Here is a 17,403-nt window from a genome sequence, read left to right on the forward strand (position 1 = left end):
GTTAATTATAGTGACATATTGTGAGTGTGGTTCTCGTTCCGCTGATAGGTAAAACCAATGCTCATGGAAGGTGGGGATGGAATGGATCTGGAAGGTCTGCATTCGTTCGCGACGATCGCCAAGGAGAAAAGCATTTCCAAGGCTGCCCAGACGCTGCATGTCACCCAGCCGACGCTTAGCGCGAGAATACGCAAGCTTGAAGAGGGGATGGGGGTCAAACTGCTGGACCGGGGCTGGGACGGGGTAAAGCTGACGCAGGAAGGCCATTATTTTCTGTATTACGCGATCCAGATGGTTAGCCAGTTTAACAATGCCTCCGCAATGCTGAACAAGGCGCACCTGCTGAAGTTCGATCTTTCCCTTGCCGAAGTGACCCGCATGGATCGGGTGGTGATCGGCATAGATACGGGCCTGTCCAGCAGGTTCGTGTACCCGCTGGTCGCCGAGCTGCGGCGCATTCGCCCCGATTTGAAATGCAAGTATGTTTCCCGTTCCTCCATGCTGCTCATTGACCTGATCGAGTACGGGGTCATCGATATCGGTCTATTCTATGACGTGAAGGACTGCCGCCAATTGCAGTCGGTGCACCTTCTGGATGATGAATGGGTACTTCTGTGTTCGGAGGAGACCTATAAGGGTGTGATCCGCAAGGATGACTTTATCGACGTGCTCAAGTCTGACATGTTCGTACTGTTCGAAAATCCGATCGCCACCTATTTGAATGTATGGGAGGCGCTGTCTGGACTGTTTGGATCCACACCCGACAAGTTCCAAATCGTGGACAGCAGCGATATGATGCTGGGGGTCGTGGCCAATGGCCAAGGATACACGTTCGTGCCCAAATGCTATGTTCCCGATTTGTACCTCGAGGCCTATCCGATCCGAATGATTCCTTTCGGTTCCATGCTGCCGGCTCTGCCGGTATGTATAGCTTATTCGGAATCCGTCCAACTTGGCGTTCCGATCGGCGAATTGCAGCGCAGGCTGCTCGCCCGGTGCATGCCGGGTTAAATGCATATGGGCAGACCGATTTCTTATAGCAGCACCCTCCTGAAGAGAAAACCGGGAGGGTGCTTTTTTACTTTTGTATAGGCTCAAAGGCAGGAATCATTGCAGCGCTGGTTCATCACGATGCAGGGTTTACAGGTGCAGTCGTCATCCCGGTTCTGAACATCGGCTGTAGGACGGGTTCGATGCCCTCGACATTGATGTCATACAAAGTGCCCAGAAGCGACAGGAGCTGAATTGCGGCGGATGCTGCTGCTTCCATACGCGCTTTGGCCATCGGGATGCCAATGATCGCTGCATGCAGCTCTTCTGCCAGGTTTGCTTCCGCATGCTTTTCTTCCTGGGTGGTGACCGCTGTCTTCGCTTCGTTATTCATCGTTTTTCCTCCTCTGGTTTGGTGTGTGGCGGTTCATCTCGGTCTTCCGGCTGAGCGGATGAAGCCTGAGCCGGATTTTTCGTTCAGTCCAGCTCCGGATGACGGAATTGCCAATCCGTGCTTTGTTCATACGCATGACCGATGCCGAGCAGTTCTGCTTCGGCAAACGGTTTGCCGATAAGCTGCATACTGATCGGCATCCCCGCGTCCGAGAAGCCGCACGGCATGGCAAGACTCGGCAGGCCGGTTACGTTCGTCGGCATGGTGAGTTCCGCGAAGCGCATGCTGTTTTCGACGTCGTGGATGCCTGGCGCGGTTGCCGGGAGGGTTGGTGCCAGCAGGACGTCGGCTGCGGACAGCGCCTGCATATAGTCCTGCTGCAGCAGCCGGCGTGCCCGCTGTGCCTGTAAGTAGTGGACGGCCGGGATCAGGCGTGCGCCTTCGATCATTCCCCGCACGTCCGGGCCGTACTGCTCCGGCTGTTCGCGGTACCACTTCTCGTGAATGGAGGCGACTTCCCCCATGCAAATTCCGTTGCCGATCGCGCCGGCGCGGCTTAAGAGCGGAATATCCACTTCAATGACCTGCGCGCCGAGCAGCTTAAACTGCTCTATGGCCGCCTGTAGGGCGGCTTCCACCTCTGGATCGATGCCGTCGTAGTAGAACGAAGACGGGATCCCAATGGTGATACCGTGCAGATCGCTGCGCAGCATGCCGGTGAAATCCGGGACGGGTATGTCGGCTGACGTAGCGTCCAGCGGGTCGTACCCCGCCATGGCCTGAAGGCAGATGGCGGCGTCTTGGACCGAGCGGGTCAGTGGTCCGGCGTGGTCGAGCGACCACGATAGCGGAAAAATGCCATGGCGGCTGATCCGGCCGTATGTCGGCTTCAATCCGACAATGCCGCAGGCCGCTGCGGGAATGCGGACTGAGCCGCCGGTGTCCGTGCCGGTCCCCATATAGGCGAGTCCGGCTGCGACGGCCGATCCCGAGCCGCCGCTGGAGCCGCCCGGCGATTTCTCCAGGTTCCACGGATTGCGGCAGGGACCGAAATGCGGGCTGTTCGTCAGCGTTCCGGCAGCAAACTCATGGGTCTGCACTTTGCCGAGCAGGACCGCACCAGCTTCCCCCAGTTTGCGGACGACGGTAGCGTCCGCCTCCGGTACGAAATCTTCGAGGATTTTGGAGCCGACCGCCGTCCGGATTCCCTGGGTGTGGTAAATGTCCTTGTGAGCGATGGGAATTCCGTGAATCGGCCCTTTATATTCTCCTTTCATAATTTCAGATTCGGCTGCTTTGGCTTGGGCGAGCGCGAGATCGGCCGTAACCGTTACGTACGCATTCAGCGACGGATTGAGCGTTTCAATACGTTTGAGGAGCATCTGCGTTATTTCAACGGGCGAAATGTGGCGGCTGCGAATCCGTTCCGACAAGGCGGCGATCGTATCGTACAGAAGCTCCTGATGCAGGATGGTCATAGATAACATCTCCTTCGCGAAATCATGATTTGAATGGCTCTACCTCTCGAATTACTTGAGTTCATGGTTTTTTTTAATGGCATCCGTACACCACGAGGTTATCATCAATAGGTGTCATGTCTATGGGAAATTCATGGCATGCGAGCGCCAAAATCCAATCGATTTCAGTGGATCGGGAGGTAATTGTCAAGAAACATAACATAATTTATCCGAAAATGGACGAATGCAAGGTATAGAATGTTTCGATATCCTAACATTCCATAAAATGTGTTAGTATTTATGACATGAACGATACCCCCTAGCAAACCGCAAAGAGAGCCGCCTATAAAAGCTGGGGGAGATCCATACTTCAGAAGCCGCGAAGGAGGGAATATCATGTCAAATCTTTTGGAAATCGACAGCCTTGTCACCTCATTTCCGACCAAGAAAGGGATGGCGGATGCCGTCAGGGGAGTTACCCTGCGGGTCAAAAAGGGAAAAACGACGGTAATTCTCGGGGAATCGGGTTCGGGGAAGAGCGTCATGCTCCGTTCCATTCTGCGGCTGACGCAGCGCGGGTCAAACATTGCCGGCAGCGTCAAGCTTGAAGGAGAAGAACTGCTGGACAAATCACCTAAAGAAATGGTGGCGATCCGCGGCAACCGGGTAGCCATGATATTTCAGGACGCCCTCTCGGCGCTCGACCCGCTGTACCGGGTCGGCGACCAGCTGAAGGAAACGATCATGGTACACCAAAAGGTAAAGAAAAGCGAGGCGAAGGAAAAGGTGATCGAGCTGTTCCGAAAAGTCGGCATTCCTTCACCGGAGGAAAGGGTGCGTGCCTATCCGCACGAAATGAGCGGCGGCATGCGGCAGCGGGCGGTCATTGCGATGGCGCTCGGCTGCCATCCCGAGCTGCTTCTCGCCGACGAGCCGACGACCGCCCTGGACGTCACGATTCAAGCACAAATCCTTCGGCTGTTCAGGGAGCTTCAAGCCGAGTACGGGATGTCGATCGTGCTGGTCACCCATGATATCGGCGTGGCCGCCGAAATGGCCGACGAGATCGCCGTCATGTATGCCGGCAAAATCGTCGAGTTCGGACCGGCGGAGGAGGTGCTGACCAGACCCATGCATCCCTATACGGCCGGACTGATCGCGGCGACTCCCCAGAGCAAGCAGAAGGGAAGGCTGTCCACCATTACCGGGCAGCCGCCGCTCATCACGGAAATGCCGCATGGCTGCGCCTTTGCGCAGCGCTGTCCTTATGCTGAGAGCCGGTGCACGGAGAGTGTCCCGGGCTACGTAAGCACGGGAAGATCGCAGCAGGCGGCCTGCTTCCAGCTTGCCGGCCGGGAGAGATACGCCCAATAAAATAAATGGATGCCATGTGGAGGTGCCGGAGATGAAATCACGCGCAAGCTTGAAAAAAACGTATGCCATCATTCCGCTGCTGCTTATTCTGTGCCTCTCAGTGGTTCTGAGCGGATGCGGCAGAGGCGGGGCGGCTGCCGAAGGCTCGTCGGCGAAAGGGACCTTGGTGATTGCCATGTCCGCCGCCAACATTCCGGTACCGGACACGATGCCGACCGAAGGTTACGAAGGAATGCGTTTCGTCGGCTATCAGCTGTACGACGCGCTGGTGAAATGGGATTTGACGCAGGGCGACAAGCCGGCGGAACTCGCAGGCGGATTGGCCGAATCATGGGAACACTCGGACAGCGATCCGACTGAGTGGACCTTTCACCTGCGCCAAGGGGTCACGTTCCACGACGGAACGCCGTTTAACGCGGATTCCGTTATCTTTGCCCTCGACCGTCTGCTGAAGCCGGATTCTCCGTATTACGACGCGAAGATCGCCGGTTCCACCGGCAGCTCGCTTCGGTTTATCGCGAAATACGCCAAGGCTGACGAAAGCACGGTCCGGATTTATACCAACGGAGCGTACAGCTTTCTGCTGTACGACTTGGCCAGCATTCTGATACCGAGCCCGGAAGCGGTCAAGAAGTACGGCGGGGATTATGCGAATCATCCCGTCGGTACCGGACCTTTCAAATTCGTGAGCATGAAGCAGGGGCAGGAATTGATCATGGACAAAAACGACAAGTATTGGGGTACAGTCCCTAAATTGGATCGGGTGGTGCTCCGTCCAATCAGCGATCCGTCCGCCCGGCTTGCGGCCATTCAGTCCGGCGAGGTCAACTGGGCCGAGATCCCGCCAACGGAATCGATCGAGCAGCTGAAAAGCATGGGATTCCAGGTGCTGACCAATACGTATCCACACATTTGGCCGTATGTCCTGAACACGGCGGATGGCCCATGGAAAGACAAAAAGGTGCGGCAGGCGGCCAATTACGCCCTCGACCGCGAAGGCATGAGCGCCGACTTGCTGGGCGGCGCATCCATCCCCGCGACACAGCTGATGTACAAAGGGCATGCGTGGTACAGTTCCGACGCAGAGCCATATACCTATGATCCGGATAAAGCTAGGAAGCTTCTTGCGGAAGCGGGTTATCCGAATGGCTTCTCGACTACCTTCCTGGTTCCGACTAGCGGATCGGGAAATATGTGGCCGGTACAGATGAACGAATTCGTTCAGAAGGATCTGAAGGCTGTGGGAATCGACGTGAAAATCGAATCCATCGAGTGGCAGTCGCTTCTGACCCAGTATCTTCAAGGTTTTCCCAAAGGCAAAGAACTGGGCGCGATCAATATTTCACTGCCGACCATCGCCCCGAACTCGTTCCCGAACTTTTTCTCGTCGGCGGCTCTGTTTCCGAAAGGCATGAATATCGGCGGATACACGAGCCCAGAACTGGATCGGATTTTGAACGAGGCACAGACCAGCTTTGACGCCTCCAAGCGGGACGTACTGCTGAAGCAGGCATCGGCGATCATCGCGGAGGACGCCCCGTGGATCTTCGTCGTGCACGACCTGAATTTGAGGGTGCTTGCGCCGGACATTCACGGCTTTGTTCAGCCCCAGTCCTGGTTTGCGGATCTGACGGGCATCTCCATCGAGTGAAAAAGGGGGTATACGCGCATGGTTTCTTTTATCGGTAAACGTCTGCTTCTGTTCATCCCCACGCTGCTTGGCGTATCCGTCATCGTGTTTCTGATGCTCCAAATGGTTCCCGGCGATCCCGTCAACACGATCGTCCCCGCGGATGCGACCGAAGAAGAGCGCATGCGGGTAACGCACGAGCTTGGGCTCGACAAGCCGGTTTATCTGCAGTTCGTCTATTGGCTGGCTCATATGTTTCAAGGGGATATGGGGACGTCCATCATCAAGCGCCTGCCGGTCAGCGAGCTGCTGCTCCCGGCTGTAGGAAATACGCTGGTGCTGGCCGCGGCTTCCGCCGTCGTATCGTTCGGCCTCGGCATCGCCATTGGAGTATATAGTGCGTATCGCCCTAAATCGTGGGCGGCTTCCCTGTTCAACATGCTGGGACTTGCGGGAATCGGTATGCCGAACTTCTGGGCGGCGCTGATTCTGATCGGAATTTTCTCCGTTAGTCTCGGCTGGCTCCCTTCCTCCGGGATGCAGAGCATCGGGGGCGGAGGTCCGCTGGATTCCTTGAGGCATCTGATCCTCCCGACCATCGCCGCTTCCTTGACGACGCTTGGTGTCATGACCCGGATGGTGCGCAGCACGATCGCGGATTTGCTTCAGCAGGACTTCGTGTTTGCGCTGCAGGCCAAAGGCGCGCCGGCGGGTAAAGTGCTGCGCCATGTGCTCAAGAACGGCATGCCGACCATTCTGACGGTAGCCGGGCTCCAATTCGGCTATTTGATCGGTGGCTCCGTCCTCGTGGAAACGGTATTTGCCTGGCCAGGAATTGGCCAGCTGATCTACCAGGCGATCGGACAGCGGGATTTTCCCATCGTCCAGTCGGGCGTGCTTGTGGTAGCCGTCGCTTTTGTCCTCATTAATCTGGCGGTCGACTCGCTGCATGCGGTTCTTGATCCAAGAGTAAGGCATTCATGAAAGGAGTGGGCAGCATGGCTTCCAATGTACAATCCTTCGTTCCCGACGCGGCTTCCGCCGCCGGCATGCCGAAACAGCCCTCGCAGGCTGCTGAGCGATGGCGGGCGTTCTGCAGCCGGAAAGCGGCGCTGGCCGCGCTGATCGTTCTCTTGGCGATCGTACTCGCCTGCCTGGCCGCCCCGTGGCTGTCCCCGTACGATCCTTACGCGGGCAACGTCAAAGAGCGGCTGCTCCCCGTCGGGTCGGAGGGGCATCTCCTTGGCACCGATGAGCAGGGCCGGGACTTGCTCACCCGGATCTTGTATGGGGGACGGCTGAGCCTGTTGTCGGGCATCACCCCGGTCATCATCGCCGTTATTCTCGGAGGCGGGCTCGGGATCATCGCTGGTTATTTTAAAGGCATCGTTAACACGCTCATCATGCGTACGCTGGACATTTTGTTCTCGTTTCCGGCGATTCTGCTGGCCATCGGCATCTCTGCCTCGCTGGGTCCGGGCATCAGCAACATCATCATCTCGGCGACGATCGTTTTCATTCCGCCGATTGCCCGCATCGCCGAAACGGCCGTAAAGGAGGTGAGGAAGGAGGAATATATCGAAGCCGCGCTGTCCAGCGGGGCCGGTACGGGACTCATCATCCGGTTTCATGTCGTGAAAAACATCTTTTCCCGGCTGTTTGTCTACAGCACAACCCAGATCGGCATCTGCCTCATGCTCGCATCCGGTCTGAGCTTTCTCGGTCTCGGCGTATCGCCGCCGACCCCGGAGTGGGGATTTATGCTGAACAATTTAAAGCAGGTCATATTCATAGACCCGATCGTTACGATCGTCCCGGGCATCTTTATTTTCGTCACATCGCTTGCGCTTAACATCGTATCCGACGCCTTGTCGGATGTGCTGGACAGTAAAGGCTAAGGAGGGATAACGGATGGAGCACATTCTTGACGTGACCGGTGTGAGCAAGACCTTTCCCCTGCGGGGGATGTTCGGAAAGACGAAGGGAGGGGTGTCCGCCGTCAACGGGGTATCCTTCACGCTGAAATCCAAAGGGACGCTCGGCATCGTCGGCGAATCCGGCTGCGGCAAGTCTACCTTGGCCCGGCTGATCATGAGACTGATTGAGCCCGACCAGGGGCGGGTCCGATACAAGAGCGAGGATCTGCTGAAGCTCGGCGGTTCCGATTTGAAAATAATGAGGAAACGGATTCAAATGGTGTTTCAAAATCCTTATTCTTCGCTGAATCCGAAGCTGACCATTCTGGACAATGTAGCGTTCCCTCTGTGGGCCAATGGGACAGGGCGGGCTGCCGCCAGTAAGCAAGCCTACCGTTATTTGGATGCCGTAGGTCTGCCCAGATCCTATGCCGCCAAGTATCCGCATCATTTAAGCGGCGGACAGCGGCAGCGCGTGGCCATCGCCAGGGCGCTCGTGCTTGAACCCGATATCGTCATCGCCGACGAGGCGGTGTCGGCACTGGATAAATCGGTGCAGGCCCAAGTGCTGAACCTGTTTCAGGATCTGAAAAAGGAGTTCGACCTGTCGCTGATCTTTATTTCTCATGATTTGCATGTGGTGGAATACATGAGCGACGATGTCATGGTGATGTATTTGGGCGGCGTCGTGGAGAAAGGGCCGACAGAGGAAATTTTTTCGAACCCGCGGCATCCTTACACGCAGGCGCTTCTGAAGTCGGTGCCATCGGTGGATCTTGCCGTCCGCAAGACGCCGGAAATCGTGCCGCTGAAGGGCGACCTCCCCAGCCCGCTGAATCCGCCGTCCGGCTGCCGCTTCCGGACCCGGTGCATGTTTGCCGAAGCGCGCTGTGCAGAGAAAGTGCCTCCCCTCGTTCGGGTGGGTGAGGGTCATCAGGCGGCGTGCCTGCTGGCGCAAGAAGGAATGGGTGCCGTTCAAAATTTGTAGAAAGGTGTGGATATACAATGACAAATCCAAAGTTCGGCTTAAGCGAGGTTCAGGATATCGTTACGGTGGCTGCGGTTAATTTTCACCCCAAATGGGGGGATAAGGCGGATAATTTGAAGCGCTTGAAAGGGTACGTGCGGACGGCGGCGAAGCAGGGGGCCGATTTGATATTGTTTCCGGAAACAGCACTCACCGGTTACGGTGTCAAAGATGACGACCCTGAAATGCAGCGGCTGAACGCCGAACCGGTTCCCGGCGACTCGACGCTGGCCCTTGCCGAGTTAACAAAGGAATATGGCGTGTATGTCGTTCTTGGAATGCCGGAGCGGGATGATGCAGAGCCGGACATCATCTACAATTCCGCAGCCGTGATCGGCCCTGAAGGCGTGATCGGCGCCTACCGCAAAATCCATCCGGCAGCCAAGGAGTCGATGTGGGCGACGAAGGGCGGCCAGCCGTTCATGTTCGACACGCCTTGGGGGCCGGTGGGGGTTGGGATCTGCTATGATTCTTACTGCTTCCCGGAGCTGGTCAGGTATTATACGGCACTCGGTTCGCGGATGTATTTGAATCCGACGGCTATCCACAACGCGGAGGGTTGGCAGGACCTGTATTACACGACGCTCAAATCGAGATCGCTGGAGAACGGCACGTTCATCGTCAGCTCGAACCTCGTCGGCCAGGATTACGATTCGTATTTTCCCGGGGGCAGCATGATCGTCGGTCCGGCAAACCACATCGGCGCGGAATACAAGGGGGTGCCGGTTGAGGACAAGGAGGCGGTCGTGCTGGCGACCGGACATTTACCTGAACATGCTAAGCGGCATTACCCGGGATGGCAAGTGGGCGGGCAGCTCGGAAAACAAAGTGCTTGCCAAACCTCCAGCTGCCGCCATCGTGTAAATTAGTCTGTCAATAACGAACAAGCCGCCTTCTGCCGGGTCCGTTTGACCAGGAAAAAGGCGGCTTGTTGTCATGCTTCCGTCACTCGAGAGAAGCTCGGCGTCGGAACGCCTGGATGTCACCGAATGCAGCCTGCCGCTGCTCTATCGTTTAGCGTTGGTCCGAAGTCAGGTCCAGCCAGTCGAGCTCTGCACGGCTCAGCTGAATCCGGGAGCCTTCGTCGCAGGAACGCAGCTCTTCGGCCGACTGGGCGCCGATCAGGGCGCATGTCGGGAACGGCTGGTTCAGCACGTAAGCGAGGGCGATTTGGATGGCGGTCACGCCGCGCTCCGCGCCCAGCTGCTTCGCCCGCTCCAGGCGCTCCCAGTTGGCGTCGCTGTAGAATACGCGAACCAGGTCGGCGTTGTCGCGGATTTCCGGCGTAAACCGGCCGGTAAAGAAGCCTCTCGCCTGGGAAGACCAGGAGAAGAGCGGGAACTGCTCGGCTTCATGCCAGGAGCAGGTTTCGGCGTCGGCCGAGACGCAGCCTTTCCAGAACGGCTCGTTTGCCTTGGCAAGGCTAAGGTTCGGGCTGTTGAAGGTAAAGCCGGTTAAGCCTTTCTCGGCGGCGTAATCGTTGGCTTCCTTGATGCGCTGCCACGTCCAGTTGGAACAGCCGATGGCGCCGACGGTGCCTGATTTGACATACTCGTTCAAAATTTCGATCACTTCGCCGGCAGGAACGTTCGGATCATCCCGGTGCAGCGCATACAGATCGATAAAATCGGTCTGCAGCCGCTTCAGGCTGGTCGTAATATCGTGCCGGATCGCCTCCTTGTTGACGCGGGGACCGTTCTGGTCGTGGTGGGCGCCTTTGGTCAAGATGACGATCTGATCCCGGTTGCCGCGCTCCTTCATATAACGGCCCAGAACTTCCTCGCTTTCCCCTCCGCAGTAGATGTGGGCCGAATCGACGGAGTTGCCGCCGATGGCAAGATACGCGTCCATGTTGGCCGCAGCTTTATCGTATGCATTGTGATAAAAGTAATCTGTACCTTTCATCAAACGGGATACTTTTTTATCCAAACCTTTAACCGAAATATATTCCATGGATCATTACCTCCTAAGCTATTGTGGTTTTTACGGTTGGTTTACAGAGCTACCCGGGTATGCTCCCGTGCCGATTGCAAACATGCATCGATCACTTTCATGTTGTGAATTGCGTCAGCGGGCTGGAACTGCAGCGGTGTCTTGTTGTTGATGGCACGCGCAAGCTGGTCTGCCTGCAGGCTGTATGCGTTTACATGAGGAACCTCGATTTCGCTCCGCTCTCCCCGTACGGTCAAGTAGAAGTTGCCGCTGCCCGGAGTCGGCGTGACGTAAGCCGAAGGAACCTCGATGATGCCGTCGGTGCCGAGAATTTCCAGCGGGTTGCGCGACGCGGCCCACATGGCGCAGTCGAAAGTCAATGCGACGGAGCCTTCGAATTCGATGAGACCGGAGGCCATCATATCGACATCGTCATGGTCCGGCGAGAAGAAGGCGTTCACCGTGACGGCGATCGGCTCTTTGCCGAGCAGCAGCCGTGCGGCGTTGATCGGATAGCATCCGACGTCATAGATCGAGCCGCCGCCCCAGTCTTTGCGGTAGCGGACGTTCGTTTTGTCGCCGGCGTTGTTGAACGTAAAGGCGCTGCGGATACCGCGGATGTCGCCGATTTGGCCCGAGTCGATGATCTGTTTGATCTTTTCGTATCGTGGGTGGTAGCGATACATAAAGGCTTCGGACAAGTATACGCCCGCTTTGGCGGCGGCTTCGGCCATTTCGGCGGCTTCGCTTTCGGTCAGAGCCAGCGGCTTCTCACATAGGATGTGCTTGCCGGCCTCGGCCGCGCGGATCGTCCATTCTTTATGAAGATGATTCGGCAGTGGAATGTATACGACGTCGATGGACGGATCCTCAAGCAGCGCCTCATAGCTGCCGTAAGCGACCGGGATATTCAGATCCGCCGCCGTCTGCTTAGCTTTCTCCTCGTTCCGGCTGGCGATGGCGGCGACTTCATTCAGCTCGGACTGCTGCACACCGGGAATGACCGAGCGTTTGGCGATGCCCGCGCAGCCCAGGACGCCCCATTTCAATTTCTGGCTCATGTTCGTGTCTCATCTCCTTAAGAAGCTTATTTATGATTATATTGCGATTATAGAAGATTGTATTTAAAATTAATATAATACGATTTTGCGATACGTTATAACAATATTGTCATTTGAGGTGAGAGCAGTTGAAGCGGCAAAGCCATTTGCTGACCCTTCCGTCGATGCCTTTTTTCTGTTTTCCGGAATCGGTCGGCTTTTACCGGAACGACCCGGGGCACAGTGTATTCCGGGAGGCAGGGGCATTGAACAATTTCAACATTCATTACGTGGCTGCAGGCAAAGGGTACGTGGAAGTGGAGGATGTGGTCCATGAACTCGGACCGGGGGAAGCGGTGCTGTATTTCCCGATGCAGCGCCAGCGATACTACAGCAGCGAGGAGGATCCGTGGGATATCCGCTGGTTTCACTTCTACGGCAGCGGGCTGCAGGATTATTTGATCGAACGTGGGCTGCATCACAGTCTTCTATGGACGATCCGCCAATCGGCGTCGTTCGAGCAGGCGCATGAAAACCTGCTGCAGGAGGCGGAGGAGCACCGGATGCTCCACCCGGTCCGCCTTTCGACGCTTACCTATGCGCTGCTGGCTGAATTTATCGAGCATGCCACTCCTTTGTCTCCGGTCAAATCGAACAACTCGGGCAGCCGGATTCTGGAGCTGCTGCCGGTGATGCAGCAGGAGGCGGTCAAGCCGTTCATTCTGGAGGATTGGGCGGGCCGGCTCGATGTTTCTACCTATTACTTCTGCAAGCTGTTCCGGAGTGTGACCGAGATGACGCCGATGGAGTTCATCACCCGCTGCCGCCTGCAAATGGCGAAGCAGTGGCTGCTCGAGCGAAAGAACACGACGATTGGGCAAATTGCCGAGGAAGCGGGTTATCCAAGCGTGAGCTATTTCAACAAGCGCTTTATGGAACATGAGGGGATGACCCCCTCGGCTTACCGGCGGTTATACGGCGGGGCGTGAACGTGCCTGATCTGTGAGCGATCCGTTGGGGATACATCTGCATCTGTCCCATTGTAATGATCCTTCCTGCCATCTGATCGAATGGCACAATTTCTCCTACCACTCTTAAAAAATTTCAACAATAAAGCCGGTGCCTCCATCAGGAGGTTCCGGCTTTATGCTCTATTGCTTGTGTATTTTTAGTCTTTTGCCTGTCCATTTCTTGTTCCTGTCGTTGTTGAATTGCCCTCCGGCATGTCAATCCTTCTCGATACCGTCACGGGGGGCTGGCCCGCTGGACCCTCGTTTCAGGAGTGTCGTGGGCAAAAGAAGTTCGGTATACGGATGTTCGGGATGATCCATCCGCCAGAACAGCTGCTCCACGGCCTTTCTTCCGTACAGCTTCAGATCTACATCCATCGTTGTGATTTGGGGCGTGGACACCTGGGACAAATAACCGTTGTCGAAGCTGACGACGGAGACGTCCTCCGGCACGCGGTAACCCGATTGCTGCAGGGCCGAATTCAGGTAAAAACCAAGCCCGTCGTTGACGCAGAACCAAGCCGTCGGCAGCTGTGGCAGCGCTTTTATTTTTTGCGAAATGTAATCCGTATTTTCCACGGCATCTTTGATCACCCATGGCTCGTGGATCTCCAGTCCGAAGTCGTTCATCGCCAGTACGTATCCTTCCCAGCGCTCGTAATAACTTGGTGAAAACGAAGTGTTGGCCATTAGGCCGATCTCCCGATGCCCCAGCTCTGTCAAGTGACGGATAGCCTCATAAGCGCTGAACCGGTTATTGGTTAAAATGCTGTCAGCATGGATAGAGGGATGATGATGGTCGATGAGGACCGTCGGTTTACCCATGTTTGTAATGGTGTTTATATAGTCCGTTGTAATGTGAGACAGAACGAGAATGCCGTCCACGGATTGATTGAGCAGAAACGAAGGGAGAGCCAGCTTATCAGCCGACTGCTTGCTGATCGATTGGATCAGAAGATTTTTCCCTCTGCGCACCGTTTCCTGTTCGATGCTTAAATAAATTTCACCAAAGAAACTTTTCATAGAAAAGGCAAAATCAGAGGCGATCAGCGCAATATTTCCGGTCTGTTCCAGCTCGCCGGAGCGGCGCTTACGATTTTGCGAATACACATATCCCAACCGGTGTGCCGTCTCAAGGATTAGCTTCCGCGTATCTTCGCTGACCCCGTCTTTGCCCGACAGCGCCTGGGATACGGAATTCTTCGATATATTCAGCTGCTCAGCAATATCCTGCATGGTTACTTTATCCTTCATATGACACCTCAATCTTTGTTTTGCCTGCATAATTGGAGTTCTTTATAAGAAACTTAAAAGAAGTCAGTATTTAAATGAATCACATTACAATAAATTGTAACGTTACAAGCAATACATGTAAAGAGCCTTTATACAAAAACATTATTCTGTCGTTAATAAGGTGTTGACAAGGAGTTTGTAATGCACAATAATAGGGTTACACAAGCGCTTACAAAATATCCAGTAATCTTATTTTGTAACGTTACAAAATAATGTTTCTAGTCTTAGGAAATGATGGTTTCAATTTTTTGAGACAATTTTTTGAGGAGGTCAACGATTCGATGAAAAGAAAAATGCTCGGACTTCTGGCTTTGGTGTTGGTGTTATCCTCCATGCTCGCAGCCTGCGGTTCCAAAAAGCAAAGCGCAACGACGGCGGATGGTGTGACGACCATTGAGTTTTGGGCGGCAGCCAATCCGACGCAGCAAGCCTTCTGGGAGAAGATGGCTAAGGCGTACGAACAGACCAATTCTAAAGTCAAAATCAACGTCAGTGTCATCAAGGAATCTCCAAGCTCCGAGGCCAGCATCCAGGCTGCGATTGCCGGGGGAAGCGCTCCGACCATTTCGGAAAACATCAACCGCGGCTTTGCCGCCCAGCTTGCAAACAGCAAAGCGCTAGTGCCTCTTGATACGCTAAGCGGATTTAACGATATCGTCACCACCCGTAACATGAAAAATACGATTGAACCATGGAAATTCGCCGATGGGCATCAATACGTGCTTCCGATTTACTCCAATGCGATGCTGTTCGGCTGGCGCCTTGACCTGCTGAAAGAGCTGGGGTACAACGAGCCGCCTAAGACCTACAGCGAAGCGCTTGAAGTGAATAAGAAGCTGAAGGCGAAATATCCGGACAAATACTTCTGGGCCAAAGCGGACCTCGCCGATCCGACGGCATGGAAGAGATGGTTTGACTTCTTCATGCTGTATAACGCGGCTTCAGGCGGCAACAAATTCATTGAAGGCGACAAGTTCGTCGGCGATGAGAAGGCCGGCGTCGAAACGCTGAAGTTCATTGACGATCTCCGTAAGGACAAGGGCATTCTGGCACAAAACGTGCAGGATCCGTTTGAGACCGGTACAAGCCTCTTTATCGACCTCGGTCCTTGGACCTTTACGAACTGGGCAGAGAAGTACCCGGACATGAAATACAACCAGAACTATACGCTGAGTATGCCTCCGGTACCTGACGGCGTAGATCCGAAAGATTCTAAAACGTTTGCCGATACGAAAGGGCTTGTGATCTACGCGTCGGCCACCAAGGAGCAGCAACAGGCGGCGATGGATTTTGTGAAGTGGGTCTATTCGGATCCGAAAAACGACGCTCAGTGGTTTGACGAAACGAAGCTGCCGCCGGCGCGCGACGACCTGACCACGAACGAATCCTTCAAGGCGATTTTGGACAAAAATCCGGAACTGAAGCCTTATGCGGAAAATGTGCCGAATGCAGTACCGCCGATGGATAATCCGAAATATAACGATTTGCAAACCTTTATTGGACAAGAAGCTTGGAACAAGGTCGTCCGCGGGGAGATCGATCCGGCCGCAGGATGGGCGAACATGAAGAAAGCCATTGAAGGGGATCTTCAATAAAAGGAGTCTTCTGCATGAAAGAAAACAATAATCGGTTGGGCTGGCTGTTCGCCAGTCCCTACCTTATTTACTCCCTCGTATTTTTCCTGATTCCGCTCGTTTGGTCTTTTTATTTGTCTTTTACCAACTGGGACTTGATCGCTCCCGAATATGACTTTGTCGGTTTTGACAATTTTGCCAAGGCACTGAAATCTCCGGGCGTGCACGCCGCGTTCTGGGTCACGTACAAATTCATGATGGTATTCGTGCCATTGGTTGTCGTTCTTTCGCTGGTCGTTTCGATCCTTGTGCACAGTCTTCCACGGTTAAAAAGCTTGTTTCTCATCGGCTTTTTTCTGCCGTACCTGTCTTCCGGCGTCGTTTCGGCGCTGATCGTGAAAGGTTTGCTGTCTTACAACAGCCCCGTCAACACGGCGCTGCGAAAAATAGGCATTAACATCGACTGGCTGGGGACCTCCTGGTCGGCCCTACTGATCGTCGGCATGATTATGGCTTGGAAATTTACCGGGTACTACGCGCTCATTCTGACGTCGGGCCTGGAAAGCATAGATCACGAAGTGTACGAGGCGGCTGCCATCGACGGAGTTACCGGCCGGCAGCGCTTTTGGAAAATTACGCTTCCGCTGCTGTACCCCGCGCTCTATACGACGCTGATTCTCGCTTTCGGCGTAACCTTCGGCATTTTCACCGAGGTATACCAGCTGACTGGCGGAGGTCCGAACAATGCCACCAACACGTGGCAGATGGAAATTTACAGCCAGGCGTTCAAAAATCTGCAGGCCGGTTATGCGTCCGCGGTGGCGCTGCTCGCCTCGGTAGCTACCTTTATTTCGATCTTTATCATCCGGAAACTGCTAGAAAAGTGGGGTGCGCGAAATGGTTGGGTCTAAACGCAGCCGCAAATCCAGTCTGGCCATCCGGTATATCATCGCAGGAATATTGCTGATCGTGATAGTGTATCCGTATTTGTACATGGTGCTGAATTCGTTTGCCGACTGGACGCAGGTGGATCGAAAGCTGATTCCGAGTTCGTATACGCTGAAGTCATACACCTGGCTGTTTACAGGCGGGGAGACGGGAATCACCCGGCCCTGGCTGGGCGCTTTTGTAAACAGTATCATCGTGTCGCTGCTGTCGACCTTCCTCATGATGATGTTCGGGGTGATGGTCGCGTATGCCCTTTCGAAGCTGAAATGGCGCGGCAGGGATACCATCAACAACTTCATTTTGTTCCATATGTTTTTTCCGGCCATCATTCTGCTGATTCCGAGCTTTCTGATTATTCAAAAGCTGGGCTGGTACGACACCTACTGGGCGCTGATTATCCCGAAAGGGGTCAGCCTTTGGGCGATCTTCATGTACACGAACTTCTTCAAGGCGGTACCATCTGTATTTATTGAAGCGGCCAAGCTGGACGGAGCAAGGGATTTCCAAATTTTGTACAAAATCATGATGCCGATGTCCAAGTCCATCACCAGCGTCGTCTTTCTGTTCCTGCTGATGGAGCGCTGGACCGAGCTGCTGTGGGATATGATCATGGTCCGCAGCGACGGGATGCTGACACTCAACGTCCTGCTTTCGCAGATGTTCGGTCCGTACGGAACGTATCCGGGACCGCTGTACGCGGGATCCGTGCTGCTGTCCCTGCCGATCATCATCTTGTTTATCATCTTCGGAAAAAACTTCCAGAAGGGCATGCAGGTCAGCTTGAAATAGGTCCTGCGCGATAGGAAGGAGCGAATCTC

At 54.9% G+C, this 17,403-nt stretch carries 16 protein-coding genes; 11 read left to right on the forward strand and 5 right to left on the reverse strand.

Annotated elements, in window-relative coordinates; all coding sequences use genetic code 11:
* The first annotated feature begins 81 nt into the window (after positions 1-81).
* The gene (locus tag CJP46_RS14740) at positions 82-1,011 is read left to right on the forward strand and encodes a LysR family transcriptional regulator (protein ID WP_179281174.1); all 930 of its coding nucleotides are present in this window, start codon (positions 82-84) and stop codon (positions 1,009-1,011) included.
* A gap of 115 nt (positions 1,012-1,126) precedes the next feature.
* On the opposite strand, the gene CJP46_RS14745 is transcribed toward CJP46_RS14740, so the two are convergent.
* Both CJP46_RS14745 and CJP46_RS14750 read right to left on the reverse strand, forming a co-directional pair.
* Entirely contained in the window at positions 1,127-1,384 is a 258-nt protein-coding gene (locus tag CJP46_RS14745) for a hypothetical protein (RefSeq protein ID WP_094596364.1), read from the reverse strand.
* Positions 1,385-1,467: 83 nt separating this feature from the next.
* Positions 1,468-2,862, reverse strand: a complete 1,395-nt coding sequence (locus CJP46_RS14750; protein WP_094596365.1) for an amidase — start codon at positions 2,860-2,862, stop codon at positions 1,468-1,470.
* 375 nt (positions 2,863-3,237) lie between these two features.
* On the opposite strand from CJP46_RS14750, the gene CJP46_RS14755 reads away from it, so the two are divergent.
* The 6 genes from CJP46_RS14755 to CJP46_RS14780 are packed head-to-tail and all read left to right on the forward strand — an operon-like array spanning position 3,238 to position 9,657.
* Complete coding sequence (locus tag CJP46_RS14755) at positions 3,238-4,215, forward strand: ABC transporter ATP-binding protein (protein ID WP_094596366.1); 978 nt, start codon at positions 3,238-3,240, stop codon at positions 4,213-4,215.
* 31 nt (positions 4,216-4,246) lie between these two features.
* On the forward strand, positions 4,247-5,866 hold the full coding sequence (locus CJP46_RS14760) for an ABC transporter substrate-binding protein (RefSeq protein ID WP_094596367.1): 1,620 nt from the start codon (positions 4,247-4,249) through the stop codon (positions 5,864-5,866).
* An 18-nt stretch (positions 5,867-5,884) separates the two neighbouring features.
* Positions 5,885-6,829 (forward strand): ABC transporter permease, encoded by a 945-nt coding sequence (locus CJP46_RS14765; protein WP_094596368.1) that lies wholly within the window; start codon positions 5,885-5,887, stop codon positions 6,827-6,829.
* A gap of 14 nt (positions 6,830-6,843) precedes the next feature.
* Positions 6,844-7,743: an ABC transporter permease gene (locus CJP46_RS14770; protein WP_179281175.1), complete on the forward strand. Its 900-nt coding sequence runs from the start codon at positions 6,844-6,846 to the stop codon at positions 7,741-7,743.
* A gap of 13 nt (positions 7,744-7,756) precedes the next feature.
* Entirely contained in the window at positions 7,757-8,749 is a 993-nt protein-coding gene (locus CJP46_RS14775; protein ID WP_094596370.1) for an ABC transporter ATP-binding protein, read from the forward strand.
* Positions 8,750-8,766: 17 nt separating this feature from the next.
* Positions 8,767-9,657, forward strand: coding sequence for a carbon-nitrogen hydrolase family protein (locus CJP46_RS14780; RefSeq protein WP_094596371.1), 891 nt, complete (start codon positions 8,767-8,769; stop codon positions 9,655-9,657).
* A 145-nt stretch (positions 9,658-9,802) separates the two neighbouring features.
* Here the strand turns inward: CJP46_RS14780 and CJP46_RS14785 are convergent, their stop codons facing one another.
* Positions 9,803-10,741: an aldo/keto reductase gene (locus CJP46_RS14785; RefSeq protein WP_094596372.1), complete on the reverse strand. Its 939-nt coding sequence runs from the start codon at positions 10,739-10,741 to the stop codon at positions 9,803-9,805.
* Between the two features lie 41 nt (positions 10,742-10,782).
* Positions 10,783-11,781, reverse strand: a complete 999-nt coding sequence (locus tag CJP46_RS14790) for a Gfo/Idh/MocA family protein (protein ID WP_094596373.1) — start codon at positions 11,779-11,781, stop codon at positions 10,783-10,785.
* A gap of 128 nt (positions 11,782-11,909) precedes the next feature.
* Here CJP46_RS14790 and CJP46_RS14795 point away from each other — a divergent pair, with 128 nt between their 5' ends.
* Positions 11,910-12,749 carry a helix-turn-helix transcriptional regulator gene (locus CJP46_RS14795; RefSeq protein WP_094596374.1) on the forward strand — a complete coding sequence of 280 codons (840 nt, stop codon included), beginning with the start codon at positions 11,910-11,912 and terminating at the stop codon, positions 12,747-12,749.
* A gap of 237 nt (positions 12,750-12,986) precedes the next feature.
* On the opposite strand, the gene CJP46_RS14800 is transcribed toward CJP46_RS14795, so the two are convergent.
* On the reverse strand, positions 12,987-14,024 hold the full coding sequence (locus tag CJP46_RS14800) for a LacI family DNA-binding transcriptional regulator (RefSeq protein WP_094596375.1): 1,038 nt from the start codon (positions 14,022-14,024) through the stop codon (positions 12,987-12,989).
* A gap of 320 nt (positions 14,025-14,344) precedes the next feature.
* On the opposite strand from CJP46_RS14800, the gene CJP46_RS14805 reads away from it, so the two are divergent.
* Genes CJP46_RS14805 through CJP46_RS14815 form a run of 3 tightly spaced genes read left to right on the forward strand, consistent with a single transcriptional unit; the run spans position 14,345 to position 17,374 of the window.
* Entirely contained in the window at positions 14,345-15,658 is a 1,314-nt protein-coding gene (locus CJP46_RS14805) for an ABC transporter substrate-binding protein (RefSeq protein ID WP_094596376.1), read from the forward strand.
* A gap of 14 nt (positions 15,659-15,672) precedes the next feature.
* A complete protein-coding gene (locus CJP46_RS14810; protein WP_094596377.1) occupies positions 15,673-16,548 on the forward strand; it encodes a carbohydrate ABC transporter permease in 876 nt (291 codons plus the stop codon).
* Positions 16,535-17,374, forward strand: a complete 840-nt coding sequence (locus tag CJP46_RS14815) for a carbohydrate ABC transporter permease (protein ID WP_094596378.1) — start codon at positions 16,535-16,537, stop codon at positions 17,372-17,374. The genes CJP46_RS14810 and CJP46_RS14815 overlap by 14 nt, the downstream gene beginning before the upstream one ends.
* Positions 17,375-17,403 lie beyond the last annotated feature (29 nt).

The organism is Paenibacillus sp. XY044, assembly GCF_002257645.1.
In the GTDB taxonomy this organism is placed as follows: domain Bacteria; phylum Bacillota; class Bacilli; order Paenibacillales; family Paenibacillaceae; genus Paenibacillus_AQ.

What these genes read in the sequence shown, in the direction of transcription:
- CJP46_RS14760 (WP_094596367.1), top strand. Translation starts at nt 4,247, where the DNA reads ATGAAATCACGCGCAAGCTTGAAAAAAACGTATGCCATCATTCCGCTG.
- CJP46_RS14750 (WP_094596365.1), bottom strand. Translation starts at nt 2,862, where the DNA reads ATGACCATCCTGCATCAGGAGCTTCTGTACGATACGATCGCCGCCTTG.
- CJP46_RS14775 (WP_094596370.1), top strand. Translation starts at nt 7,757, where the DNA reads ATGGAGCACATTCTTGACGTGACCGGTGTGAGCAAGACCTTTCCCCTG.
- CJP46_RS14785 (WP_094596372.1), bottom strand. Translation starts at nt 10,741, where the DNA reads ATGGAATATATTTCGGTTAAAGGTTTGGATAAAAAAGTATCCCGTTTG.
- CJP46_RS14755 (WP_094596366.1), top strand. Translation starts at nt 3,238, where the DNA reads ATGTCAAATCTTTTGGAAATCGACAGCCTTGTCACCTCATTTCCGACC.
- CJP46_RS14815 (WP_094596378.1), top strand. Translation starts at nt 16,535, where the DNA reads ATGGTTGGGTCTAAACGCAGCCGCAAATCCAGTCTGGCCATCCGGTAT.
- CJP46_RS14745 (WP_094596364.1), bottom strand. Translation starts at nt 1,384, where the DNA reads ATGAATAACGAAGCGAAGACAGCGGTCACCACCCAGGAAGAAAAGCAT.
- CJP46_RS14780 (WP_094596371.1), top strand. Translation starts at nt 8,767, where the DNA reads ATGACAAATCCAAAGTTCGGCTTAAGCGAGGTTCAGGATATCGTTACG.
- CJP46_RS14770 (WP_179281175.1), top strand. Translation starts at nt 6,844, where the DNA reads ATGGCTTCCAATGTACAATCCTTCGTTCCCGACGCGGCTTCCGCCGCC.
- CJP46_RS14790 (WP_094596373.1), bottom strand. Translation starts at nt 11,781, where the DNA reads ATGAGCCAGAAATTGAAATGGGGCGTCCTGGGCTGCGCGGGCATCGCC.
- CJP46_RS14805 (WP_094596376.1), top strand. Translation starts at nt 14,345, where the DNA reads ATGAAAAGAAAAATGCTCGGACTTCTGGCTTTGGTGTTGGTGTTATCC.
- CJP46_RS14765 (WP_094596368.1), top strand. Translation starts at nt 5,885, where the DNA reads ATGGTTTCTTTTATCGGTAAACGTCTGCTTCTGTTCATCCCCACGCTG.
- CJP46_RS14740 (WP_179281174.1), top strand. Translation starts at nt 82, where the DNA reads ATGGATCTGGAAGGTCTGCATTCGTTCGCGACGATCGCCAAGGAGAAA.
- CJP46_RS14810 (WP_094596377.1), top strand. Translation starts at nt 15,673, where the DNA reads ATGAAAGAAAACAATAATCGGTTGGGCTGGCTGTTCGCCAGTCCCTAC.
- CJP46_RS14800 (WP_094596375.1), bottom strand. Translation starts at nt 14,024, where the DNA reads ATGAAGGATAAAGTAACCATGCAGGATATTGCTGAGCAGCTGAATATA.